The organism is Flaviaestuariibacter terrae (assembly GCF_054777635.1).
This window is the reverse complement of sequence record NZ_BAAHAL010000006.1, coordinates 187,842-213,442: the sequence shown is the minus strand read 5'-3', so window position 1 is coordinate 213,442 and position 25,601 is coordinate 187,842. Positions and strand designations below refer to the sequence as shown.

Annotated in this window: 17 protein-coding genes; 9 read left to right on the top strand and 8 right to left on the bottom strand. The window is 58.7% G+C overall.

The window, feature by feature from the left end:
* Nucleotides 1-52: 52 nt before the first annotated feature.
* Nucleotides 53-1,036 carry an ABC transporter ATP-binding protein gene (locus ACYU7Z_RS01605; RefSeq protein WP_460566932.1) on the top strand — a complete coding sequence of 328 codons (984 nt, stop codon included), beginning with the start codon at nucleotides 53-55 and terminating at the stop codon, nucleotides 1,034-1,036.
* Between the two features lie 2 nt (nucleotides 1,037-1,038).
* On the opposite strand, the gene ACYU7Z_RS01600 is transcribed toward ACYU7Z_RS01605, so the two are convergent.
* On the bottom strand, nucleotides 1,039-1,296 hold the full coding sequence (locus ACYU7Z_RS01600) for a DUF6814 family protein (protein WP_460566931.1): 258 nt from the start codon (nucleotides 1,294-1,296) through the stop codon (nucleotides 1,039-1,041).
* A 45-nt stretch (nucleotides 1,297-1,341) separates the two neighbouring features.
* Complete coding sequence (locus tag ACYU7Z_RS01595; RefSeq protein WP_460566930.1) at nucleotides 1,342-2,910, bottom strand: MFS transporter; 1,569 nt, start codon at nucleotides 2,908-2,910, stop codon at nucleotides 1,342-1,344.
* 67 nt (nucleotides 2,911-2,977) lie between these two features.
* Here ACYU7Z_RS01595 and acs point away from each other — a divergent pair, with 67 nt between their 5' ends.
* The gene (gene acs, locus ACYU7Z_RS01590; RefSeq protein WP_460566929.1) at nucleotides 2,978-4,903 is read left to right on the top strand and encodes an acetate--CoA ligase; all 1,926 of its coding nucleotides are present in this window, start codon (nucleotides 2,978-2,980) and stop codon (nucleotides 4,901-4,903) included.
* A gap of 89 nt (nucleotides 4,904-4,992) precedes the next feature.
* Here the strand turns inward: acs and ACYU7Z_RS01585 are convergent, their stop codons facing one another.
* The 4 genes from ACYU7Z_RS01585 to ACYU7Z_RS01570 all read right to left on the bottom strand — a co-directional run bounded on the left by ACYU7Z_RS01585 (nucleotide 4,993) and on the right by ACYU7Z_RS01570 (nucleotide 11,477).
* Nucleotides 4,993-7,497 (bottom strand): DNA gyrase/topoisomerase IV subunit A, encoded by a 2,505-nt coding sequence (locus ACYU7Z_RS01585; protein WP_460566928.1) that lies wholly within the window; start codon nucleotides 7,495-7,497, stop codon nucleotides 4,993-4,995.
* A 96-nt stretch (nucleotides 7,498-7,593) separates the two neighbouring features.
* On the bottom strand, nucleotides 7,594-8,475 hold the full coding sequence (locus tag ACYU7Z_RS01580; RefSeq protein ID WP_460566927.1) for a DUF1835 domain-containing protein: 882 nt from the start codon (nucleotides 8,473-8,475) through the stop codon (nucleotides 7,594-7,596).
* Between the two features lie 80 nt (nucleotides 8,476-8,555).
* Nucleotides 8,556-9,476, bottom strand: a complete 921-nt coding sequence (locus ACYU7Z_RS01575) for a DNRLRE domain-containing protein (protein WP_460566926.1) — start codon at nucleotides 9,474-9,476, stop codon at nucleotides 8,556-8,558.
* A 96-nt stretch (nucleotides 9,477-9,572) separates the two neighbouring features.
* Nucleotides 9,573-11,477, bottom strand: a complete 1,905-nt coding sequence (locus ACYU7Z_RS01570) for a DNA topoisomerase IV subunit B (RefSeq protein WP_460566925.1) — start codon at nucleotides 11,475-11,477, stop codon at nucleotides 9,573-9,575.
* Nucleotides 11,478-11,917: 440 nt separating this feature from the next.
* Between ACYU7Z_RS01570 and ACYU7Z_RS01565 the strand changes: the two genes are divergently transcribed.
* On the top strand, nucleotides 11,918-12,196 hold the full coding sequence (locus ACYU7Z_RS01565; RefSeq protein WP_460566924.1) for a hypothetical protein: 279 nt from the start codon (nucleotides 11,918-11,920) through the stop codon (nucleotides 12,194-12,196).
* A 116-nt stretch (nucleotides 12,197-12,312) separates the two neighbouring features.
* On the opposite strand, the gene ACYU7Z_RS01560 is transcribed toward ACYU7Z_RS01565, so the two are convergent.
* A complete protein-coding gene (locus ACYU7Z_RS01560) occupies nucleotides 12,313-13,935 on the bottom strand; it encodes an ABC transporter substrate-binding protein (protein WP_460566923.1) in 1,623 nt (540 codons plus the stop codon).
* A 55-nt stretch (nucleotides 13,936-13,990) separates the two neighbouring features.
* Between ACYU7Z_RS01560 and ACYU7Z_RS01555 the strand changes: the two genes are divergently transcribed.
* The 3 genes from ACYU7Z_RS01555 to ACYU7Z_RS01545 all read left to right on the top strand — a co-directional run bounded on the left by ACYU7Z_RS01555 (nucleotide 13,991) and on the right by ACYU7Z_RS01545 (nucleotide 18,400).
* The gene (locus ACYU7Z_RS01555) at nucleotides 13,991-15,643 is read left to right on the top strand and encodes a M1 family metallopeptidase (RefSeq protein ID WP_460566922.1); all 1,653 of its coding nucleotides are present in this window, start codon (nucleotides 13,991-13,993) and stop codon (nucleotides 15,641-15,643) included.
* A 129-nt stretch (nucleotides 15,644-15,772) separates the two neighbouring features.
* Nucleotides 15,773-16,687: a DHCW motif cupin fold protein gene (locus ACYU7Z_RS01550; RefSeq protein WP_460566921.1), complete on the top strand. Its 915-nt coding sequence runs from the start codon at nucleotides 15,773-15,775 to the stop codon at nucleotides 16,685-16,687.
* A gap of 189 nt (nucleotides 16,688-16,876) precedes the next feature.
* Entirely contained in the window at nucleotides 16,877-18,400 is a 1,524-nt protein-coding gene (locus ACYU7Z_RS01545) for a lipopolysaccharide biosynthesis protein (RefSeq protein WP_460566920.1), read from the top strand.
* Nucleotides 18,401-18,776: 376 nt separating this feature from the next.
* Here the strand turns inward: ACYU7Z_RS01545 and ACYU7Z_RS01540 are convergent, their stop codons facing one another.
* Entirely contained in the window at nucleotides 18,777-19,463 is a 687-nt protein-coding gene (locus tag ACYU7Z_RS01540; protein ID WP_460566919.1) for a C40 family peptidase, read from the bottom strand.
* 142 nt (nucleotides 19,464-19,605) lie between these two features.
* Here ACYU7Z_RS01540 and dnaE point away from each other — a divergent pair, with 142 nt between their 5' ends.
* The 3 genes from dnaE to ACYU7Z_RS01525 all read left to right on the top strand — a co-directional run bounded on the left by dnaE (nucleotide 19,606) and on the right by ACYU7Z_RS01525 (nucleotide 25,585).
* Nucleotides 19,606-23,235 (top strand): DNA polymerase III subunit alpha, encoded by a 3,630-nt coding sequence (gene dnaE / locus ACYU7Z_RS01535; protein ID WP_460566918.1) that lies wholly within the window; start codon nucleotides 19,606-19,608, stop codon nucleotides 23,233-23,235.
* A 130-nt stretch (nucleotides 23,236-23,365) separates the two neighbouring features.
* Nucleotides 23,366-23,683 carry a thioredoxin family protein gene (trxA, locus tag ACYU7Z_RS01530; protein ID WP_460566917.1) on the top strand — a complete coding sequence of 106 codons (318 nt, stop codon included), beginning with the start codon at nucleotides 23,366-23,368 and terminating at the stop codon, nucleotides 23,681-23,683.
* A gap of 129 nt (nucleotides 23,684-23,812) precedes the next feature.
* Nucleotides 23,813-25,585: a carboxypeptidase-like regulatory domain-containing protein gene (locus tag ACYU7Z_RS01525; protein ID WP_460566916.1), complete on the top strand. Its 1,773-nt coding sequence runs from the start codon at nucleotides 23,813-23,815 to the stop codon at nucleotides 25,583-25,585.
* Nucleotides 25,586-25,601: the final 16 nt, after the last annotated feature.

Below are 25,601 nucleotides of genomic sequence, written 5' to 3'. Positions count from 1 at the left end.
ATAAGCGCACAGGAACCGTGCCGCTGTCAGCCGCCGCCTATCTTTGCGGCCTATGGCTTTTCTCGTGGTGGATGCGGTTCAGAAGCGGGTGGGCAGCGACTTTACGCTGGAGCCCATTTCGTTTACGGTGGAGCAAGGAAAAAAGTGGGCGATCGCCGGTGCCACCGGCTCGGGGAAAAGCACGCTGCTCAAGATCATCGGCGGGCTCGAGCAGGCGGACAACGGAAGCGTTCTCTTCGAAGGAAAGCGTGTGAAGGGTCCGCTGGAAAAACTCATTCCGGGTCATGATAAGATCGCTTACCTCTCGCAACACTTCGAGCTGCGCCACCATTACCGTGTGCGCGAATTGCTCGAGCGCGTCAACCAGCTCCCCTACCGCGAAGCCCTCTGGATCTACGACGTTTGCCGCATCAACCATCTTCTCGAGCGCAAGGAACACGAGTTGTCCGGCGGCGAGAAGCAGCGCGTTGCCACGGCCAGGCTGCTGGTGCAGCAACCCGCGCTGCTGCTGCTCGACGAGCCTTTCTCCAACCTCGACCGCCAGCACAAAGCCCTGATGCAATCGGTGATCCGCGACATCGGTGGCGAGCTGGGCATCACCTGCCTGCTGGTTACGCACGATCCGCCCGACGCCCTTTCCTGGGCCGACGAGGTGCTGGTGCTGCAGGAGGGACAGTGCGTACAGACGGCGCCGCCACACACGGTCTACCGGCAGCCCGTCACCGAATATGTAGCAGGTCTTTTCGGCGCGTACAACCTCCTGACAGCCGCGCAGGTGGCCGCGTTTTCCGACAGCATGTCGTTTGCCGTGCAGCGCCGCGATATCGGCATTCGCCCCGAAGGTCTGCGGCTGCGTCCGCTCAGCGAGCCCGGTGCCCGCGGGATCGTGGAGCACCTGTATTTCTACGGTAGCCACTACGAGGCCGATGTGCGCGTTGCCGGCGATACGCTGCGGGTGCGCTGCCTCGAAGACAATGCAGCAGCCGGGCAGGAAGTGTCGGTGCTGATCGACCCGGCGCAGCTATGGTATGTATAAGATTAGTCCCGGGCCGAACGGGTAGCCGGATCTTCCGGAAGCCGGTCGTACTCCCCCTTCCAGGCATACCAGCCGAAAATAGCCAGCCCGACCGCGATCGGCGTAAACACCACGATGATGATCAGCCAGGGAATGGGCTTGTTGATATCCTTGTTCCCGGCCGGATCGATATGCCGAAGCGCGCCTGAGAAAAGAACATACAGTACCAATGGGGCGAGGAGCATCCAGAGCAGGCCAGAGTATCGTTTCAGAGCATTCATGGCGTAAGAGGTTTATGGGTTTCCACCCGGTTTCCGTTCATCCTGTTAATCCCGCACATCCCGGTCCACGCCGTTTTTCAGGTAAAGCGCGCCGATAACAAAGCAAAGAGCGGCCACTCCAACCGGGTACCAGAGCCCCACCAGCGGGTCGGCGGGATAGGTGGCGCTGAGCAGGACCCCGATGAAGGGCACCAGCCCGCCAAACACGCCGTTACCAATATGGTAGGGCAGCGACATCGAGGTATAGCGGATCCTCGTTGGAAAGAGCTCGACGAGGAAGGCGGCGATCGGGCCGTATACCATCGTCACGAAGAGCACCTGTAGAAATACAAGCCAGATGAACAACCGGCGGGTAGCGGCGGGAAGCACTTTGTCCTTGTAAGAGGTCTTGCCGTAGTGGGCCAGGATAGGCGTCGGCACAAAGGCCGTGTCGGCCAGCACCCGCACGCAGCGCAGCCCGCCCGAAAGCAGCAGCGTGTCGATCGTGTTGTGGACCGTGCCGCGCCCGTCTTTCAGCGCTTCCGTCTTTTTCAGCGGCGCGCTTTGCCAGGCGATCCCCTCCCTGCTGATCCGGGCCGCGTCGACAGTTGCCTCGCGAACGAGGCTGTTGTAGATACCCCAGCTTTTGATACCCGGGATATCGCGGTAGCAGAGAACCGCCAGGAGCATGCCTCCGAGCATGATCCACTTGCGGCCGATGCGGTCGCTCAGCCAACCGAAGACTACGAAAAAGGGAGTGGCAAAGGCAATAGCCCAGAGCAGGATCGAGCGGCTCTCGAGGAATTCGAGCCTGACGTTGTTCTCGAGAAATGCCTGCGCGTAAAACTGCCCGGTGTACCAGATCACGCCCTGCCCCATAACGGCGCCGAACAAGGCGAGCAGCACCATCTTGAAGTTGACGCGGTGCCCGAAGCTTTCCTTCAGCGGGTTGGCGGACGTCGTACCCGCGCTTTTGAGCTGCGCAAACAGCGGCGATTCGGCCATCCGCATCCGGATATATACCGATACGGCCACCAGCAGTGCCGACAGCCAGAAGGGATAGCGCCATCCGCCCCATTCGGCATTGAAGGCGGCATCGGTGCTACGGCTTTTCACGAGCATGATCACACCGAGAGCGACAAAGAGCCCCAGCGTCGCCGTCGTCTGGATCCAGCTGGTAAAGAACCCGCGGCGGCCAACCGGCGCATGTTCGGCCACATAGGTGGCGGCGCCGCCATATTCACCGCCAAGCGCGAGTCCCTGCAGCAGGCGGAGGAGCAGCACCAGCAGCGGCGCGGCAATGCCGATCGTTTTGTAGCCCGGCACGAGCCCGATCAGGAAGGTGGCGCCTCCCATCAGCACGAGCGTGAGCAGGAAGGTGTGCTTGCGGCCAACCTTATCGCCAAGTCGCCCGAACACGAGCGCACCGAAGGGACGAACCAGGAAGCCTGCAGCAAAAATGGCCAGCGTGCTGAGCAGGGCTGCGGTATCATTTCCTTCCGGGAAGAACTGCATGGAGATCGTCTTCGCCAGCATACCGAAAATGTAGAAGTCGTACCACTCGATCATGGTACCGACCGATGAGGCGGCGATGACGGTGGCGAGGGTTCGGCCGTTGGCGAAGGTTCGGGTCATGTGTGGAAATTAGGGAATTAATCCGTGCAAGCGATTTGTGTAACTTGGTGCGCAAAGCCATTCCCCGATGTCCTTCTCGTACCAGATCACTTCTTTGCAACAATACCACGACGACTACCGACGCAGCGTTGATGACCCGGAAGGCTTCTGGGCCTCGGTGGCCGAACAGTTTACCTGGCGGCGCAAGTGGGACCGCGTGCTTCAGTGGAACTTCGAAGAGCCCCGCGTGGAATGGTTCGGTGGCGGGCGACTCAACATCACCGAAAACTGCATCGACCGGCACCTGAAAGAAAAGGGCGAGCAGCCGGCCTTCATCTGGGAGCCGAACAATCCCGAAGAGCGCGTGCGCGTCGTGACCTACAACCGGCTCCACAAGCGGGTTTGCCAGGTTGCGCAAATGCTTACCAACCTCGGCGTCAAAAAGGGCGACCGCGTGTGCATCTATATGGGCATGGTGCCGGAGCTCGCGTATGCCGTGCTGGGATGTGCGCGCATCGGCGCCATTCACTCGGTCATCTTCGGTGGCTTCTCGGCGCAAAGCATCGCCGACCGCCTCGAAGACGCACAGGCCGAATTCATTATTACCTGCGATGGCGCCTATCGCGGCGACAAGGTCATCCCGCTCAAGAACGTGATCGACGACGCGCTGATCGGCAACAGGACCGTGAAGAAAGTGGTCGTGTACACACGCACACGCACAGCCGTGTCGATGATCAAGGGCCGCGATGTGTGGTGGGAAGACGAGATGGAATTTGCCGAAACGCAGGTGGAAAAAGACGGTGTCGTGCAGTTCCCGGCGGCCGAAATGGATTCCGAAGACCCGCTCTTTATTCTTTATACCTCGGGCTCCACCGGCAAGCCAAAAGGCGTCGTCCACAGCACGGCGGGCTATATGATCTGGACCAATTACACCTTTGTCAACGTATTTCAATACCGGCCCGGTCAGGTGCATTTCTGCACGGCGGATATCGGCTGGATCACGGGCCACAGCTACATTGTATACGGACCGCTGAGCGCCGGCGCCACATCACTGATGTTCGAAGGCATTCCTACCTGGCCCGACGCCGGCCGCTTCTGGGATATCGTGCAAAAGCACCGCGTGAACATTCTCTACACGGCGCCAACGGCCATCCGCTCGCTTATGGGCTTCGGGCCCGAGCCCCTGCAAGGCAAGGATTTTTCGTCGCTCGAAGTGCTTGGCACCGTGGGCGAGCCCATCAACGAGGAGGCCTGGCATTGGTACGACGAGCATATCGGCGGTGGCCGCTGCCCGATCGTCGACACGTGGTGGCAAACCGAAACCGGCGGCACGCTCATCTCCAACCTTGCGGGCGTTACCCCGGCCAAACCGAGCTGGGCCACGCTCCCGATGCCGGGGGTGCAGCCGTTGCTTGTTGACGAAAACGGCCAGGAGATCACGGGCAACCCGGCGGCGGGCAATCTTTGTATCCGGGCGCCCTGGCCCGCCATCCTGCGCAGCACCTGGGGCGACCACGAGCGCTGCCGGAAAACCTATTTCGCTACCTATCCCAATCTCTATTTCACCGGCGACGGCGCCCTCCGCGACGAGGAAGGCAACTACCGCATCACCGGCCGCGTGGACGATGTGCTCAACGTAAGCGGCCACCGCATCGGCACCGCCGAAGTGGAGAACGCCATCAACATGCACAGCGATGTGGTGGAAAGCGCCGTGGTGGGCTACCCGCACGACATCAAGGGACAGGGCATTTATGCCTACGTCGTTTGCCCGCACTTCCACGGAACCGAGGAAGAGACGCGTAAGAATATCGTGCAGACCGTATCGCGGATCATCGGGCCCATCGCGAAACCCGACAAGATCCAGTTCGTCAAGGGCCTCCCGAAGACCCGCTCCGGGAAGATCATGCGCCGCATTCTCCGCAAAATCGCCGAAGGAGAAACGGGCAACCTGGGCGACACCACTACCCTGCTCGACCCGGGCGTTGTCGAGGAGATCAAGAACGGGAAACTGTAGCGCTCACGGAATACAAGGAAGAAATGTCAATACGAAGAAGCCTCGCAGTGCGAGGCTTCTTTTAATTTATTTCCGTGAATTCCGCGTGCCTAAAAAAGGCCCGCCTGCTTCACTTCTTCCTTGACTTCCCAGGCCAGCTCGGTGCTCTTTGCAAAGTCCACGAGCTTGGCGCCTACGGCCTTCCAGCCCATGATCTCCACGAGGTTCGCCACCTTGTAGCGGCCCGAGCGTTGCTGCGCACCCTTGCCCGTCGTTACCAGCAGTACCGGGTCGGGCTCGGTGGAAATGGCTTCGAGCTTGTTGCCCTTCCCTTCCTTGATGAACGTGAACTTGGTTCGGAGTGTTTGCGTCTCGATGCGGAAGCGCTTGACGTTGTATTGCAACTTCTCGTTGTCGAGGTACACAGCTGTTATGGTGCGTTCCGGAACAAACTTCTCCACGAGCCATACTTCCTCGGGATTGAAGCGCTGCGTAAGCTCCTGGTCGGTAATCTCGTAGGTGCCATCGGCATAGATCACCAGCAGGCGGTCTTCCGCGTCGAAGTCGCCGAGGTCGACGCCCTTGCCTTCGTGGTTGAGGCGGCCGAACTTGTCGTCGAACCAAAGACGGATCGAGCCCAGCGTGGCAACGCCGGCTTCCTTGAATTTCACCTGGCGTACCGGGTACTTGGTCACGATATTACCCATCGAGCCGCGGGCCTTGATCTCGATCTCCTCGAAGAAGAAGTCAAGCTCCTTCTTCTTGGCGGAGCAGTTCGGGCTCAGCACCACGCGCACCACCTCAGCCTCGCCGTTGGGGTTGACGGAGAAATAATGCACCTTGCTCTTGTCGTGGCCTTTCGTAAGGTCGTACTCCTTGTCGCGGGTGATACCGGTAACGTTGAAGCGCTTCGCGTAGCTCGTTCCGCTCTCGCCATCGGTATACACCATGTTGTAGGTCGTTCGCTCGTCGCCCTTGCGGAACACGGCCGCGTGGATGATGTCCTTACCGATGAAGACCTTGTCCTGCACCTTCACCACTTTCATGATGCCGCGCTTCGTAAAGGCGATGATGTCGTCGAGATCGGAACACTCCACCAGGAACTCGTCTTTCTTGAGCGAGGTACCGATAAAGCCCTCGACGCGGTTGAGGTAGATGCGGGTGTTGGCGATGGCCACATGCTTGGCCTCGATCACCTCGAACACCTTGAGCTCGGTCTTGCGCTCGCGGCCCTTGCCGTATTTCTTCAGGAGGTTCTCGTAATACGAAATCGTGTAGTCGTTAAGATGCGCCAGGTCGTGGTTCACCTGCTTGATATCGGTCTCGAGCCCGCGGATCTGCTCGTTGAGCTCGTCGATATCGAGCTTGTAAATGCGGCGCACCGGCTTCTCCGTGAGCTTGAGGATGTCTTCGCGCGTGATGGCGCGGCGCAGCTGCTTCGCAAAGGGGGCAAAGGCCTTGTCGATCGCCTTGATCACGAGATCCCAGGTATCATGCTTCTTCTCGAGCTCCTTGTAGATCTTCTCCTCGAAGAAGATCTTTTCGAGCGAGGTGTAGTGCCATTTCTCCTGCAGCTCGCTGAGACGGATCTCGAGCTCCTTCTGCAGCAGGTCTTTGGTGCGATCGACCGAGAGACGAAGCAGCTCCTGCACGCCGATGAACACGGGCTTCTGATCGACAATCACGCAGGCATTGGTCGCAACCGACACTTCGCAGTCGGTGAACTTGTAGAGCGCATCGATTGTGATATCGGGCGAGATGCCGGGCGCGAGGTCGATCTGGATCTCCACCTCGGCGGCCGTGTTGTCGGTCACCTTCTTGATCTTGATCTTGCCGGCGTCGTTGGCTTTCACGATGGAATCCATCAGCGCGCTGGTGGTGACGCCGAAGGGAACGCTCTTGATCAGCAGCGTTTTCTTGTCGAACTCCTCGATGTGGGCGCGCACCTTCACGCGGCCGCCGCGGAGACCCTGGTTGTAATCGGTCACGTCGGCCATGGCGCCGGTGAGGAAGTCGGGGTACAGGTCAAACTTGCGGCCCTTCAGGTATTTGATCGCGGCTTCGCAAAGCTCGCAGAAGTTGTGCGGGAGGATTTTCGTGGCGAGGCCCACCGCGATGCCTTCGGCGCCATGCGCCAGCAGCAGCGGGAATTTCACCGGCAGCGTTACGGGCTCGTTCTTGCGGCCGTCGTACGACAGCTGCCAGTTGGTGGTCTTGGGGTTGAAGATGATCTCCTGGGCCAGCTTCGAGAGGCGTGCCTCGATGTAACGGGAGGCCGCGGCATCGTCGCCGGTGCGCACGTCGCCCCAGTTACCCTGGGTGTCGATGAGGAGGCCTTTCTGGCCCATGTTCACCAGCGCGTCGCCGATGGAGGCATCGCCGTGTGGGTGGTACTGCATCGATTGCCCGATGATGTTGGCGACCTTGTTGAAACGTCCGTCATCCATTTCCTTCATGGCGTGGAGGATGCGGCGCTGCACGGGCTTGAGCCCGTCTTCCACGGCGGGTACGGCGCGCTCCAGGATCACGTAGGAGGCATAATCGAGGAACCAGCTCTTATACTGGCCATTGATGCCGTGATCGGTTTGTACGTGTTCGTAATTCTTGTTCTTCATAGTAGGCGTAGTGCTCGTTTATTATTGTAATGTAGTCTATTGGTTGATTCGTGCTTCGACAAGCTCGGGATGACACAGCAAGTGACCGAAAAGGCCCTATCCTTCGCTATTCGTCATTCCTTGTTCCGTGTTCGCTATTCCGTCGCTCTCCTGGGCGACGGGTGCTCCGCCCGGAAGCTTCACGTCGAAGTCCTTCCAGCCCTTGCTCATGTCGCCGCTGATCTCGAGCGCCCCGCGCTCCGCCAGCACCCGCATGCGGCCCAGCAGGAACACATCGCCGGTCTTGATCTTCATCTTGCCGAGGATCGTTGCGACGGCCTTGTTGCCTTTCTGCGGCTCGCGGGTCAGGTTCTTCAGGATGTCCTCATCGAAGAAATCCGCGTCCTTCCCGGCGATCTTCTTGCCGCCTTCGAGGATCCGCACGCCGGCGTTTTCGGTCACGAGGCGCTTCCATTCGTCGGGGTCCACCTCGAGCTCCGAGAGCGTCACCTTGCGGCAAAGCTTCTTCGCCTTCCGGAATTCGGCCGGCGGGATCTCGTGCAGCGAAGACGGGTAGAAGATGCCGCCCTTCTCGTTGATGAAAGGCAGGTTGTTCATATAGAGCACAAACACGCGGCCCTGGTAGTCTTTGAGCTGCGAGATGAGCCAGTAGTAGCCGCAAACGTCGTGGCTGTTCTGGCCCATCCAGATCCAGAGTTCCTCTTTCGGGTCTTCGTCGAGGGCGCGGCACAGCTGGTGCACGGTCATTTTATCGTCGACCATCGGCAGGGTTTCGGTAGCGCCGTAGGGCGATGCCTCCCAGAGCTCCTTCCACCAGTCGCGGCGCTGCTGCCAGCTTTCGGCGTCTTCGCCGCTGTAAAGAGGGCCCACGGCGTAGTCGTCCTTGATCTCCACTACCGGCCCCTGCAGGCTTTCGTCCAGCTCCATGGCCTTCTGCAGGATAGCGACGTCGGCCGCCTGAAATACTAAATGCGTCATAATCGTTGGTCCATTTGCTATAAAAAAACAACCCTGAAGCAAGGCATCAGGGTCGTCCAAATATCCTAAAAAAATCTGCCTTATTGGTATTGAACTACCAGCTTGGGCCGTTTGGCCGTGTTGCTGTGATTGCTCGACACGAAAAGACGGCTCGTATAGATCGTTTCATTCTGGAGCTTCAGCAGGAAACCGTTGTTGCCGTTGTGCAGCATATCGTTCACCTGCGCGGTCACATCAGCGGTAACATCGAGCTGCGACTGCGGCGTGTGCGGAACGATCACCTCGTTGACCGTAGTGGTCGGCGGCTGGTTGGCCCAGCCCGTGCTGGCCGGCGTCCAGGCCGACGTGATCCGGCGGATCGAGAACGAGTTGTCGGCGCCGAAGTTCGCATCCACGAGGTTGCCGTTATTGGGCTGCGGGTCCGAATACAGGTAGAGCGTGGCGCTCAGCACGGTAGCCGTCGACGGGATGCTGCTCAGGTCGAACTTGAGGGCCGAACGGCTCAAGTACGGGTCGCTGTTGATTGTCCAGGCCGCCAGTATCAGCTCGATCGAGTTGGAGTAGCTCACCTCGCTGCCGGCGTTGATACCGATGGTGCGCTCAGCAGGGTTGTTGGCAGGCTGCAGCGTCACCGAATGGGCCGCGGCGGGCAACACGTGAATGGAGACCGTATCGGAGCCCGTGGCGCCTTCGTCGTCGGTAACGGTAAGGCGGAACGTATAGTTTCCCTGCACGAGCCCCGTAACAGCGGTAGCCGGGTTGTTAACGTCGGCGAAGCTGGCGTTGTTCGGTCCGGACACCTGCGACCAACCGTAGGCCGTGATGGAGCCGTCGGAATCATAGCCCGAGCCCTGGAGCGTCAGCTGGTTGGCCGGCAGCGTAATGGTCTGGCTGATGCCGGCTTCGGCAGTCGGGGCCTGGTTTACATCCTGTGCATCCGGGTGGCAGCCGCTTGCCGCTACCGTAAGGACAGAAATGACAAAGAACTGGAGGGGTTTCATAAACGTGTTGTTGCGTGTTGATTTCATGACCGGGCAAATATAGAAGTGCATCCTAATATCTTCCCGGCCGCAAAAGTCTATGTCCCCCGAAAATACCTAACCGGCTAAAGCCACCTCCCCGTCCACTGCGTCGAGCTCCACGCGCAGGTTGTTGATGATGAATTCCTGGCGCTCCTGCGTGTTCTTTCCCATATAGTACTCGAGCAGGTGGGTGATGTGATCGCCGTGCTCCAGGATCACCGGGTCGAGGCGCATTTCGTCGCCGATAAAGCGGCCGAACTCGTCGGGCGAGATCTCGCCGAGGCCCTTGAAGCGCGTGATCTCGGGCTTGTTCCCCAGCTTCCGCACGGCTGCCTGCTTCTCGGTTTCCGAGTAGCAATAGATCGTCTCCTGCTTGTTGCGCACGCGGAACAGCGGCGTCTGCAGGATATATACGTGGTTGTTCTTCACGAGGTCGGGGAAGAACTGCAGGAAGAAGGTCATGATAAGAAGGCGGATGTGCATCCCGTCGACGTCGGCATCGGTGGCGATGACGATGCGGTTGTACCGCAGGCCGTCGAGGCCTTCCTCGATGTTGAGGGCGTGCTGGAGCAGGTTGAGCTCCTCGTTCTCGTACACGATCTTCTTGCTCATCCCGAAGCAGTTGAGCGGCTTGCCGCGGAGCGAGAACACGGCCTGCGTGTCGACGTTCCGCGCTTTCGTGATGGAGCCGGATGCCGAGTCACCCTCGGTAATGAAGATCGTCGTGTTCTGCTTCGTGGTGAAGTATTCGGGCTTTGCTTTCGGCGGCGTCTCCTCGTTGAGGTGCACCTTGCAGTCGCGCAGCTTCTTGTTGTGCAGGTTCGCCTTTTTCGCCCGCTCGTTGGCGAGCTTCTTGATGCCGGCGAGGTCCTTGCGCTCCCGCTCGCTCTGCTCGATCCGCTTCTTCAGCGACTCGGCCACCGCGGTGTTCTTGTGCAGGAAGTTGTTGAGCTCGCGGCCCAGGAAATCGTTTACAAACTGGCGCATCGACGGACCGCCCTCGTCTACGTTGAGGGAGCCCAGCTTGGTCTTGGTTTGCGACTCGAACACCGGCTCCACCACGCGTACGGATACGGCGGCCACGATCGACTGGCGGATGTCGGAGGCATCGTAGTCCTTTTTGAAGAACTCGCGGATCGCCTTTACATAGGCTTCGCGGAAGGCCGCCTGGTGCGTACCGCCCTGCGTTGTATGCTGGCCGTTGACGAAGCTGTAATAGTCTTCGCCGTAGTCGTTGTTGTGGGTGATGGCCACTTCGATGTCCTCCCCTTTCAGGTGGATGATCGGGTAGCGGAGCTCGTCGGCGTTGGTATTGCGCTCGAGGAGGTCGAGCAGGCCGTTGCGGCTGATATAGTTCTTGCCGTTGAACACGATCTTGAGACCGGCATTCAGGAAGCAATAGTTCCAGATCTGCTTCTCGAGGTATTCGGGAATGTAGTGGTAGTTCTTGAAGATCGAATCGTCGGGCGTGAAGGTCACGAAGGTGCCGTTGGCCTCGTTGCTGGCGGCTTCCTTGTATTCCTTGGCGAGGTTGCCGCGCTCGAATTCGGCGGTCTTCTGCTTGCCCTCGCGGAAGGCGGTGACCTTGAAGTAGGCCGAAAGGGCGTTGACCGCCTTCGTACCAACCCCGTTGAGGCCTACCGACTTCTGGAACACCTTGGAGTCGTACTTGGCGCCGGTGTTGATCTTGCTCACCACGTCGACCACCTTGCCCAGCGGGATGCCGCGGCCGTAGTCGCGCACGGATACGATCTTGTCGGAAATATTGATTTCCACGGACTTTCCATAGCCCATGGTGTATTCGTCGATACAGTTGTCGATCACTTCCTTCACCAGCACATAGATACCGTCGTCGGGGCTCGAGCCGTCGCCCAGCTTGCCGATATACATGCCCGGGCGGAGGCGGATGTGTTCTTTCCAGTCCAGGCTCCGGATACTGTCTTCGGTATACTCGAAGCCGTTTTTCTTAGGATCTGCCATCAGTTCGTCCATTCACTTTTTTGGTAAAAATAATGGTTACGGACAGGATTGACCCGGATGCTTGGGCCGGGAGCCCGGAACCCGGAGGCCGCGGCGGCAAAGCGGTCGGGAAAGGAGGAGGATCCAGGTCCTTTTCCGGTTCAAAACGGTCCGTAAACTCAGCGGTCAAATATACGGTGAATAGTTGGAATATGTGCTAAATACTTTAGTTTTTTTCAAGCCTAAGCCCGACCGTTATACGGAGACAACTTATTGATTATCAATATATTATAAATAGTCTCCTGATAAAACAAATTTTTAATAAATCAAAAATTATTTCGGCGCGAAAGCCCCTAATTTTGAACCCGGAAACGCCCCTAACCCAGGCAAACCGCACCATTAGATTCGGAAGACACTTACTGACCCATACATCGTGTAGATTTTAAAAAGAGGAGTAGCGTATGTATTCGTATGGATTACTGGAACCCGGCTGTTATTACCTGATCCAGGAGCAAAAAGAAGAATCGGTTCGCCTGATCCGCATCGCCAGCGAGACGGACCATTGCCTGTATGTTTTTTATTACGACGACCAGTTGGCGACCGGCTGGCGCCGCAAGGGCGACCCCATCCATGATATCGTGGAGTGCCTCACCGATGCCCACGTATCGGAGTGGGAGAAGCAGTACAATGACACCAGCTCCAACCAGGAGCAGGACTCGTATCACGAGGACGAGGAGTAAGTAATATCGAATATCGAACAGATGAATATCGGATATCGAAGTGCTGGCCAGGCGACAACTAACTCGTTCAACCTTCCTTCGATATTCGTTATTCGATATTCGATATTCGATATTCGTTATTTGATATTCTTTTTCACCCGCCGAAGCTCCAGCAAATTCAAAGCATTCGCCGGCAGCCCGTCCACTCCCGGCTGCACCAGGTGCACCACCATATCGTACCAAAGCGGCACCACGGGCGCATCGCGGAGCACCAGCGCATCGGCCCGCCGGTAGATCCGGTAGCGGAGCGAGTCGTTGGGCTCGGCCAGCGCCGATTCGAAGAGCGCATCGAAAGCCGGGTTGCGATACCGCGTATAATTAGGAGGCGCCGGGTTTTTCGAATAAAATACCGACAGGTAGTTTTCCGCATCCGGGTAGTCGGCGATCCAGGAGCCCCGGAAAAAAAGCGATTTCCCATTCGAGGTCATATCGAGCAGCAGCGACTTCTGCACTACATCCACCTGCACCGGGATGCCGGCCTCGCCGAGCTGCCGCGCGAGGTAGTTCCCGATCTCGGCATAGGCAGGGATCGTTTGCAGGCGTATCGGCGGTAGTGCCTTGTTGCCATAACCTGCCTCGGCCAGCAGGCGCCGGGCGCGGGCCGGGTCATAGGTGTAGCCGGGCACTTCTGCAGCGTTGAACGAAGGCATCCCCACCGGCACAAAACCGCTCTCAGCTGGCGTACCGAGCGAGTTGCGCAGGTAGCGCACCAGCCCCCGCCGGTCGATCGCGTAATTGATCGCCTGCCGTACGAGCCGGTTAGCCGTCGGCGACTGGCGCTGCAGTTCGTTGGTCGAATCCATCAGCAATCCCAGGTACTCGATATTGAGGTACGGATGCTTGTCGAGCCGCAGCTTGCCCACCCAGTCGGGCCGCAGCTCCCCGCTCCGCGAAAGCACTTCGTCTTTAAAAGAAGCGTCGATATCGTTGAGAAAATCCAGCTTCCCCTGCCGGAACAGCAGAAACTCCGTGGCCTTGCTGTCGGAAAAGGAAACGCGCACGCCGTCGAGATACGGAAGGCGCTGCCCGGCGCTGTCGGTTTCGAAATAGCGCGGGTGCTTTTTCAGGATGAGCGCCTGCCCTTCGTCCCAGGCAACGAAGCGGAAAGGACCCGTGCCCACCGGGTGCTTGCGGAAGTTGGCGCCGTACCGCTCCACCGCTTCGCGCGGCAGGATCGAGCAATACTGCATCGACAAAATACCCAGCACGGGCTGGTAGGGACGACGCAGCTTCAGTCGAAATGTACTGTCGTTGATTTCAGTGAATGGCTGCAGCGAATCGACCTTATCCTGGAAGATCCAGGCGCCGGGCGAGGCCACCGTGGAGTCGAGGATACGGCCAAAGCTGTAGACCACATCGGCGGCCGTCAGCCGGCGCCCGCGGCCGCCCGGGAAGCAGGCATCATCGTGGAAATACACATCGTTCCGGAGATGAAACGTATACTCGGTGCGGTCGGCCGACAGCTCCCAGCTTCGTGCCAGCGACGGCACGAGGTGCAGGGCCGAATCGGTTTCGATAAGCGTGTTGTACAACTGGTGCACCGCCCACATGATGCTCTGGTTCTTGGCGAAGGCGGGATCGAGCGAGGCAATGCCCGTGGCCTCGTTGTAGCGGAACACATTGGCCGATTCCTTCCCGCCGCGGTAGCAGCCGGCGAGCAGCAGGATTGCGAAAAGCCAATATTTATGCAAACGGTTCATGTGGAAGACAAAAGCAGTCTAATTTAGGCGCATCGCCCCGAAAACAGGCATCTGCATGAAACTATTCGTAAAGCTTTTTGGAATCGCTCTCCTTTCCGCCGCCGCCGCGCAGGCCCAGCCGCTGCACGGAAGCCGCCAATTCACCCGCAAGGACACGCTGCGCGGCACATTGAATGAGAACCGCAGCTGGTGGGATGTAGACCAATACCATATCAGCGTAACACCGGATTTCAACAGCCGCAGCATCAAGGGACGCGTGCTCATTGCGTACCACCGCGTTGGCAACCCGGGTCCGTTCCTGCAGCTGGACCTGCAGGAGCCGATGCAGATCAACAGCATTGTCTTTGCCAATGACAGCGCGACCTACCGGCAGCCCCGGACCGTAACCTTCCGCAGGGACGGGAACACCTGGCTGATCCCTTCGCGCGAGCTGCCCGGCGATACCGGTTACCTCACCATCATGTACAGCGGTGTGCCGCGCCCGGCGGTCAACCCGCCCTGGGATGGCGGATGGATCTGGAAAAAAGACAAGCAGGGACGACCCTGGATGAGCGTTGCCTGCCAGGGACTCGGCGCCTCCGTCTGGTATCCCTGCAAAGACCACCAAAGCGATGAGCCCGCCGGTGCGCTCCTCGCCATCAACGTTCCCGACTCACTCGTGGCAGTGGGCAACGGGCGCCTGATCGACAAGCGGAGCAGCAATGGCATGACCACCTACAGCTGGCTTGTGCAAAACCCGATCAACAACTACACGATCATTCCCTACATCGGCAAGTACGTCAACTTCACCGATACCCTCCTGGGGCTTAAGGGACAGCTCGATCTGTCCTACTGGGTGCTCGACTACGACCTCGACAAAGCCAAGAAGCAATTCGAGCAGGTAAAGCCGATGCTCCGCGCCTTCGAATACTGGTTCGGCCCCTACCCTTTCTACAACGATTCGTATAAGCTGGTACAGGCGCCGCACCTGGGCATGGAGCACCAGAGCGCGGTGGCTTATGGCAACCAGTGGAAGAACGGCTACCTCGGGATGGACCGCTCCGGCTCGGGTTATGGCAAAGACTGGGATTATATCATCGTACACGAAAGCGGCCATGAGTGGTTTGCGAACAATATCACTACCAAGGACATTGCCGACATGTGGGTACACGAAGGCTTTACCACGTATTCGGAGGAGCTGTTCGTGGAATATTACAAAGGCAAGGAAGCCGGCGACGCTTATGTGCAGGGACTGCGCCGCAATATCCAGAACGACCTGCCCATCATCGGCCCTTACGGCGTCAACCAGGAAGGCTCGGGCGATATGTACGACAAGGGTGCCAACATGCTCCACACGATCCGGCAGGTGATCAACGACGACAAGCTGTTTCGCGAGATCCTGCAAGGGCTCAACCGCGACTTCGGCAAGAAGACCACCACGAGCGCCGAAGTGGAGCAATACATCTCGCGCAAAAGCGGCAAGGACCTTTCCAAGATCTTCGACCAGTACCTCCGTACCACGCAGGTGCCGGTGCTGGAGCTGAAGGTGGACGACGACAAGCTCAAGTTCCGCTGGACCAATTGCATCGACGGGTTCAACATGCCAGTGCGCCTCAGCAACGGCCAGTGGATCCAGCCGACGACCGGCGAAACCAAGGTCAAGATCAAAGGCGGCGATCTCAGCGGGATTACGGTAGACAAGAACTTTTATATAACAGTGAGCAGGTGAGCGCAAGTGAGCGGTGAACATGGGAGCGGGTGAGCAGATACGATCGAATTATTCTAAAGTTTCGCGGTTACCCTCGACGGCTCTCCGGCAACCGCCCACCGCTCACCACTCACCGCTCACCCTACAGGCATGCAGCATATGAATATTCCCTTTCAGACAATTGACTGGAGCGGTATCGAGAAAACCGAGCACCGCGGCGAGCAGGGTACCTCGTACTGGCAAACGATGCAGTTCGGTGGGCTGCGCCTGCGCCTCGTCGAATATTCGGCCGGCTACCTGGCCGATCACTGGTGCCGGAAGGGGCATATCGTACACTGCCTCGAAGGCCGCTTCCGGAGCGAGCTCCAGGGTGGCGGGGCTGTGGAGCTGAAAGCCGGCGATACCTATATCGTGACCGACGAACTGAGTTCCCACCGCTCCGTAACCGAAGCGGGCGCCCGCCTGCTGATCATCGACGGCGACTTCCTTCGCCGGGAGGGCGCGGGGCTCGTACCCGACCATCTCGAAAGCAACCGGTTGCTGCTCGATCTTATCTGCATCGACGACAGCGCCTTTATCCGCCAGCTGGTGAACACGGAGGGCTGGCTGCGCTTCATCGGCGACCGCAACGTGCACTCGGATGCCGATGCCGTAGGCTACATTCAGCGGATGCTGGGCAATAGCGACGCCACGGTGCACGTGATCCGCCTCCGCGCAAGTGGGACAGCAGTGGGGATCACCACGCTGATCCGCCGCCCCTACCTCGATCATCCCGATATCGGCTTTGCGCTGCACCCCGACTTCGAAGGCAAGGGCTACGCCCATGAGGCGTCGGCCGCCCTGCTCGAATCTCTGGCCGCAAGCGGCTCCCTCTCGGAAGTGCTGGCGATCACGCTGCCCGGCAATGCGCGCTCCATCGGCCTCCTGGAGCGCCTCGGCCTGCAGCAGGCGCGCCGCGAAACGATCAACGGCGAGGAGCTGCTGGTCTTCCGCCGCCGGTTGGAAAGGAAGAACGCAGCCTTCGACCACGCTGAGGCTGACAACGGGCATTCAGGTATTCGTTGAAAAATAATTAGAAGCAGCCTTGGGCTATGTCCGCCCGACGCAAACGTTTTGGGCGACCACGTCAGGCTGACCAGTTCGGCCATACTAACGGTCACACTGTGCTTCCGAGCCTAGTTGAAGGATGTCGTGGTGAGCTTGTCGAACCATTCGTTCTTTCTCTTACCCGCCTGCGGGCCCTATCTTCGCCGCATGAGCACCATCCGGAAGCAAAGCCTCATTTCATCGGGCATCGTATATGCCGGCTTTGCACTCGGTTTTTTCAACACCTACCTGTTTACCCGCGAGGGCGGCTTTACAAAGGAGCAGTACGGGGTGACGCAAACCTTTATGGCCTTCGCGGCCGTATTGTATTCGCTGGCCTCCTTCGGCTCGAGCGCCTACCTTGGAAAATTCTTTCCCTACTACGAAGCCCACCTCGACCGGAAAAAGAACGACCAGTTTACCTGGGCGCTGCTTGTACCGGTAGTTGGTTTTGCGCTGGTGACGCTCGTTGGCCTCCTCTTCAAGGGAACGATGGTGAACCAGATGTTCAACAACTCGCCGGAGCTGCTGCGCTACTACTACTGGCTCTATCCCTTTGCCTTCGGCTTCACCATGTACCTCGTGCTGGAATCCTATGCCTGGATGCTGGGGCGATCAGTGTTATCGAACCTGTTCAAGGAGTTCATTTTCCGCCTGCTCTTCACGACGCTGATCGTGCTGACCTACCTGCGGGTGATCCGGAATTTCGACACCTTCATCCATCTCTACGCGTTCCTGTACCTGATCCTCGCCGGCCTGCTCCTTTTCCTGTTTTACAAGCAGGGGCGTCTTCACTTTACGCTTCGCCCGAGCAGCGTTACGCGCCGCTTCCGGAAAAAAATCCTTACGCTCAGCACCTTTTTCTGGGGAAGCGGCATCCTTTCCAACGTGGCGCAGCAGTGCGACAAGATCCTGATTGCCGCGATACTTCCCAACGGGATGGCGATGGCCGGCATCTACTCGCTCGGGGAGATCCTCTCGAGCCTGATCCAGGCACCGCAGCGCGCTGTCGTTTCGGCTTCGGTGTCGGTGCTCTCGCATGCCTGGCGCGAAAAGGACACCGACCGCGTGCAGCGCATCTACCACCGCTCGGCCCTCAACCAGCTCATTTTTTCGGTCGCGATGTTCTGCATCGTCTGGCTCAACTTCCGCGACGCGCTTGAAACCTTTCATATCCAGAAAGATTTCTCCGCGGCCTTTATCGTCTTCTTTTTCCTGGGCATCACCCGGATCATCGATATGGGGTCCGGCGTATCGGCGCAGGTGATCCTCGCCTCACCCTGGTGGCGCTTTGAGTTCACCAGTGGCGTGCTCCTGCTGCTGTTGTCGCTCGGCGTCAATTACCTGCTTACAAGCCGCTACGGCATCCTCGGCCCTGCCCTGTCGAACCTCATTGCCTACACTGCCTACAACACGATCCGTTTCGTGTTCCTGTGGCGGAAATTCGGGATGCAACCCTTCTCGCGGTCATCTCTGTACACCCTCGTACTGGCGGCGGCGGCCTTCCTCCTCGCCTGGCTGCCCTGCAAAGGCCATACGGGCTTCCTGTGGCTCGCCCTGCGGCCCCTGCTTTTCTGCGCCCTCTTCGTTCCCGGCGCTATCGCGCTGAAGCTATCGCCCGATATCGTACCGATATGGGAGACGGTTCGCAAAAGAATTGGGTTGGGGGGAGAAAGTTCTAAAAGTTCTTAGGGTTCTGAAGGTTCTGGGTTTCTTGCGTCTAATGCAGCAGTCAAGATTGTTGCGGCTTTTTGCCTGCATAGCACCCCTGGAAGCGTGTAGTATGGAGGCTCGGTGTAAACCCCAAGAGATTGCTTCGTCAGTCACCGCTCCGCGGCTCCTTTCTCGCAATGACGGATCGGATTGACATTGCGGCTCCTTCCTCGCAATGACAGATCGGATTGACGTTGCGGCTCCTTTCTCGCAATGACGGATCGGATCAGCGTTGCGGCTACTTCGTCGCAATGACAGACAGGATTGGCGCTGCGACTCCTTCCTCGCAATGAAGAATGGGGGGAAGACCTAACCTTCCAAAACCCTCAAAACCTCCAAAACCTGAAGAACCTGTTTACTGTATTCTTCCCGCCCCGGCAAACCGTGCCTGCCAGTAGCGGTCGTTGAGGTCGGAGATGGTGACGCCTTCCGAGGTGGAGGCGTGCACGAACTTGTTGTTCTGCAGGTAAAAGCCGACGTGGGTGATGGAGCCGCCGACGGTGAAGAACACGAGGTCGCCCTCGCGCATATCGGCAACGTCGACGCTGCGGGCCGCCTGGTATTGCTCGCGGGCGGTGCGGGGAATCTGCAGCTGAAAGAGGTTGCTGAACAGCATCGATGTAAAGCCCGAGCAATCGATCCCGGAGCGGTCGTGGCCCCCAAGGCGGTAGCGCGTGCCCCACCAGTCGTCCATCAGGATCAGCAGCGGCAGTTGCGGCACCTGCTCCACTTCAACATTGAGCAGCACGGCGAACTTGAGGTGCAGCGTACCGGCGTCCTCGATGCTGACGGTGGGCGTCCGGTGGCCGGAAGTTACCGGCGTGTAGCGCGCAGTTGCCGCGCTGGCCGGACTGGCAGAAGCTGTGTTGGCAGCAGGCGTTTTCGCGTTGCGGGTTACGCTGTTTTCGGGGGAAAGTCCAATCTCGATATCGTCGATGAAGCGAACCGGGCTCGCGGTGGTAGTCGCCTTGGGTCCGCTTTGCGCAGACAGCCCGGTGCCGGAGGCGGCAACCGTCAGGAGCAGGAGCATTTGCCGGATCATAGGACGCGTTTCGGTGGACAACGAAAATAGGCATTTTTTGCACAAATGTGGATATCAAGGAGCGGTTAAAGTCGCCGCTCTTTCGGGCAGAAGCGCGTAAATTGCACGCCTGTCCGGGCGCCTGCCCCGCGGCCTTCGCACTATGAAATTCTCCCACCTACACGTACACACACAATACTCGCTCCTCGACGGCGCCGCCTCCATCTCCTCGCTTTATAAAAAAGCGATCAGCGACGGCATGCCGGCACTGGCCATCTCCGACCACGGCAACATGTTCGGCGTATTCGAGTTCGTGTCGCAGGCCTACAAGCATACCGACGCCGACGGCAAGCCGAAGGTGAAACCGATCGTGGGCTGCGAGTTTTACCTCGTCGAAAACCGCCACCAGAAATCGTTCACCAAGGAGCAGAAGGACCGCCGCTTTCACCAGATCCTGCTGGCGAAGAACGAGCAGGGCTACCGCAACCTCGTGAAGCTGACCTCGATGGGCTTTATCGAAGGCCTGTATTCGAAATACCCGCGTATCGACAAGGAGCTGATCCTGAAATACCACGAGGGACTTATCGCCACCACCTGCTGCCTCGGCGCCTCGGTGCCGCAGGCCATCCTCTACAAAACGGAGGCGGAGGCCGAGCAGGAATTCAAATGGTGGCTCGACATCTTCGGCGAAGACTTCTACGTGGAGTTCCAGCGCCACGGCATGGCGGAACAGGACAAGGTGAACGCGGTGCTGGTGAAATTTGCCAGGAAGCACAACGTGAAGGTCATCGCCTCCAACGACTCGCACTATACCGATGTGGAAGACTTCAACGCCCACGACATCCTGCTGTGCATCAATACGGGTGAGAAAGTAGCGACGCCGGCGCTCCGCGAGTTTAACGACGACGACGTGAACACGAAGAACATGCGCTTCGCGTTCCCGAACGACCAGTTCTATTTCAAGAAGACCGAAGAAATGATCAAGGTGTTCCAGGACCTCCCGGAAGCCATTGACAATACCAACGAGATCGTGGACAAGGTGGAGCTGCTCAACCTGAAGCGCGACATCCTCCTCCCCGCCTTCCCGCTCCCGAAGGAATTCCAGGTGCACGACGACTCGAACCTGAACCAGTGGGAGTACCTGCACTTTCTTACCTACGAAGGCGCCCGCCAGCGCTACAGCGAGATTACCGAGGACATCCGCGAGCGCCTCGACTTCGAGCTGTTCACCATCAAGACGATGGGGTTTGCGGGTTACTTCCTCATCGTATCCGACTTCATCAAGGCCGGCCGCGACCTCGGCGTATTCGTAGGCCCCGGCCGCGGGTCGGCGGCGGGATCTGCGGTTGCTTATTGCATCGGCATCACCAACATCGACCCGATCAAGTACAAGCTGCTGTTCGAACGCTTCCTCAATCCCGATCGTAAGTCGATGCCCGATATCGACACCGACTTCGACGACGAGGGCCGCCAGAAGGTGATCGACTACGTGGTGCAGAAGTACGGGCAGAACCAGGTGGCCCAGATCGTGACCTACGGCACGATGGCCGCCAAGTCGAGCATCAAGGACGTGGCCCGCGTGATGGACCTGCCTCTCGCAGAATCCAACGCGCTGGCGAAGCTCATTCCCGAAAAGCCCGGAACGAAATTGTACCGCGTGCTCCACGCGCCCATCTCGGCCAAAGAGGGCGAGAAGCCCCTCGAGGACGAGTATGGCCAGGACGATATCGAGAACATCCGCAAGGTGCGCGAGGTCTACGCGGGCAAAGACATGCAGGCCGACGTGCTGCGGATTGCCGAAAAGCTCGAAGGATCGGTGCGCAACACCGGCATCCACGCCGCCGGCATCATCATCGCGCCGAAAGACCTCACCGAGCTCATACCGGTATTCACCGCCAAGGACTCCGACCTCTTCATCACCCAGATCGAAGGCTCCATCATCGAGGACGCCGGCGTTATCAAGATGGACTTCCTGGGGCTCAAGACCCTCTCCATCATCCGCGACGCGCTCATCATGATCAAGGAGAACCACGGCGTCGACATCGTGATCGACGACGTGCCGCTGGATGACGAGAAGACCTACGAGCTGTACCAGCGTGGCGACACCATCGCGACGTTCCAGTTCGAGAGCCCGGGCATGCAGAAGTACCTCAAGGAGCTGAAGCCCGACCAGTTTGCCGACCTCATCGCCATGAACGCCCTCTACCGCCCGGGTCCCATGGCCTACATCCCGCAATACGTTGACCGGAAGCACGGCCGCGAGGAAGTAGTGTATGACCTCGAGGAGATGGCCGAATACCTGGAAGAGACCTACGGCATTACCGTGTACCAGGAACAGGTGATGCTGCTGGCGCAGAAGATCGCCGGCTTCTCCAAGGGCGACGCCGACGTGCTCCGCAAGGCAATGGGTAAGAAGGACCGGAAGACGCTCGACAAAATGAAGAGCAAGTTCGTTGAAGGTGCCGTGGCCAAAGGACACAATGCCAAGGTGCTTGAGAAGGTCTGGACCGACTGGGAAGCCTTCGCGCAGTACGCCTTCAACAAGTCGCACTCCACCTGCTATGCCTTCGTGGCCTACCAGACCGCTTACCTCAAGGCACACTATCCCGGCGAGTATATGTCGGCCGTGCTCAACCACGCCAACGCCCTCGACAAGCTCACCTTCTTTATGGAGGAATGCAAGCGGATGGGACTGAACGTGCTTGGCCCCGACATCAACGAATCGAAAAAAGGCTTTGCCGTCAACGACGAAGGCAATATCCGCTTCGGCCTCGGCGGCCTGAAGGGCGTGGGTGAGAACGCTGTGGAAAATATTATCGAGGAGCGGAAGAAAGACGGCCGCTTCGCCGATCCTTTTGATTTCATCAAGCGCATCAACAGCCGCACCGTCAACAAGCGAACGCTTGAATGCCTGGTGCAGGCCGGTGCCTTCGACTCCTTCCCGCAGCTGCACCGCGCCCAGTATTTCTGCGTACCGGAAGGCGAGACGCAGAACGGGCTCGAGAAGATCATCAAGTTCGGGCAGATCGTGCAGGCGCAAAGCATCAATACCACCAACACACTCTTCGGCGACCTTCCGTCGGTGCTGGATATCAAGCCGCCGCAGATCCCCAACTGCGCGCCCTGGAGCCTCACCGAGCAGCTCGAGCGCGAGAAGGAAGTAGCGGGCATCTACCTGAGCGGCCACCCGCTCGACCACTACAAGTTCGAAATGAAGCACTACGGCATTACGCCCATTGTCGACTTCAACGATACAAAAGACTCAAAGACGCTGGCCTCGCAGGGCCGCCCCTTCAAGCTGCTCTGCCTCGTTACGGCGGCGCAGCAGCGGATATCGCGGCAGGGCAACAAGTTCGGCTCCTATGTGCTCGAAGACTACTCGGGCAAGACCGAGTTCGTTCTCTTCGGCGACGACTATATCCGCTTCAGCCCCTACCTGCTGCTGGGCCAGGCGGTGCTGCTCACGGGCTCCTTCCAGAAGCACCGCTTCCGCGATGAGTACGAGTTCAAGCCGGGCAGCATCAACCTCGCCGAAAACGTAAAGCGGCAGCTCACGAAGAGCCTGCAGCTGGAGCTGGACGTGCGGAACCTGGAGCCTTCGATCATCGACTTCCTCGACGAGAATTTAAAGAAGTACCCGGGCAGTACTGGTCTCAAGATCCTGGTACGCGAGCCGAAGGAAGCACTGAAGGCCGGCTTCTCCACGCTTGGCAGCGGCTTCGAGATGAACTGGGACCTCATTCAGTGGCTCGAAGGGCGGCCGGAGATCGATGTGAAGGTGCAAACGGCCTAGCGGCGCGCCTTATCGACGGCACCGATGGGGTCATCAAATCTTTCAATAGGAAGAGCTCCTGACGGAATGTCTGCGTTTATGTTCCGGAACTAAATTTGTCATTCAAACAGAAACATTAAACATTCGAATCATGGCACAAGCATTTACGGACGCAAACTTTCAGACGGATGTTCTGAGTTCCGATAAACTCACGGTAGTGGATTTCTGGGCAGAATGGTGCGGTCCCTGCCGCGCGATCGGTCCGGTTATCGACGAGCTGTCGAAAGACTACTCCGGCCGTGTCAACATCGGCAAGGTGAACGTTGACGAGAACCCCCAGGTGAGCATGAACTACGGCATTACTTCTATCCCCGCCATCCTGTTCATCAAGAACGGCCAGGTGGTCGACAAGCTGGTTGGCGCACAGCCGAAGGCTAACTTTGTCAAGAAGATCGAAGCGCACATCTGATCAGTATAGCGAATGAATGGAAAGCCTCCCCCACGGGAGGCTTTCCTGTTGCAGCAACCTGTGCAACGGGATTTTGCCTTACTTTAGGGTAACCTTTACCGTTTGCACAGCACCTAAACCGCAAGCAACATGCGTTTCAAAACCCTCTACGTACTGCTGGCAGTATTGCTTACTGCGAGCACCCTGTTCTTTGCCTGCCGCAAAACAGAAGCCCTGGAAGCCGCGACAAAAGGCTCCTGTGCTGTAAGCGGCCGCATTCTCGATGAAAGCGGGCAGCCCGTTGCCGGGGCCATGGTCCGCGCCGGCGACGGCAGCGCCCAGACGGATATCAATGGTAGCTTCCGGCTTACAGGCATTCCTGTTTCTGACCGGGCACTCGCGTATGTGCGCGTCGAAAAACCCGGTTATTACCCCGGGTCCCGCACCATCAGCACGCGGCCGGGGAGCGAGAATACGGTTCGCATCGAGCTGATACCACGTGTAGTAGTCGCCTCCTTCCCGGCCAGCTCGGGTGGCACGGCGCCGCTCGACGGGGGCGGCTCGGTGCAGCTTCCTGCAAATGGCTTTGTCACCGCAGCCGACAACCGTACTTATACGGGATCCGTCAGCGTGTCAGCCTTTACCTTCGACCCCACCTCGGCCCGGTTCAACGACATCATGCCGGGCTCATTGCTTGCGACCCGCAGCAACAACGAACCTTCGCTGCTGCAATCCTTTTCGATGGTGGCCGTAGAGCTGACCGGCGCTACTGGTGAGCGCCTGCAGCTCGCAGCGGGCAGCGTGGCCACGATCCGCTTTCCCATCCCGGCGACGCTCGAGGCTTCTGCCCCCGCGAGCATCCCGCTGTGGTATTTCGACGAAGTGGCGGGACTCTGGAAAGAGGAAGGCTCGGCTCAAAAACAGGGAGGCTATTATGTGGGAACGGTCCATCATTTCAGCTTCTGGAATTGCGACCTTCCGCTGGAGTATGTGAATTTCAGCACCCGGGTGCTGGCGAATCCTCCCAGCGGAGCGACGGCTGCCAACAGCCTGGGAACGCCGGTTCCGCACGCGCAGGTTACGCTGACAAACCTTTCCAACAATTCGCACGCAATGGGCTTTACCGACCAGGAAGGCTACGTGTCCGGCGCTGTTCCGCGCAACGTAAGCCTGCGTATCGACGTATACAACTATTGCGGCACCATCGTGTACAGCAACACGATTGGCCCCTTCAGCAACGACGTGTCCACTACCACGGCGCTAAGCGCATTCAACAGCCAGACGATCACGTTCAGTGGCTCCGTCGCCGACTGCAACGGCGCGCCCCTGGCACAGGGGGTCGTATCGCTCATTATCAACAGCCAGGTCTTCCGCACAGCGATCAGCAATGGCACGTATAGCTATACGCAAACGGGCTGCGGCGGCGCCCTGACCGCGAACATCTGGGCTGCCGACGGCGCGGGGATGCAGGTCGGCTCGGTTCAGGCCGTAACAGGACAGCCCGGAAGCAATACCGTTACGAATCTCACAGCCTGCGGCGCTCCCATTAATGAATTCGTAACCTGGACGATGAACGGCAGTACCCACACGATGAACCCAATGACCGACAGTGTGTTTATCTGGTGCTACAACAACCCGTCGGAAAGCAGGATCTACGCGGTGCCGCAGCGCGGTGCCCAACAGTATGCCCTCTTCCTTCGCATGTCGGGACCACAAACGGTGGGTTCGCAGTTGATGCAGGAACTGGAAATCGTGCAGAATTCGGCGAACTATATGCTCGCGACACCGGGCAGCATCCAGGTCAGCAGCTTCGGAGGCATCGGGGAGGCCGTGACAGGCACCTTCAGTGCCACCGTGCGCGATTCGGCACAGCTCAATACGTACCCCGTAACCGGCAGTTTCCGGCTGCGGCGTGGCTTCTAAGAAATCGATGACCCGA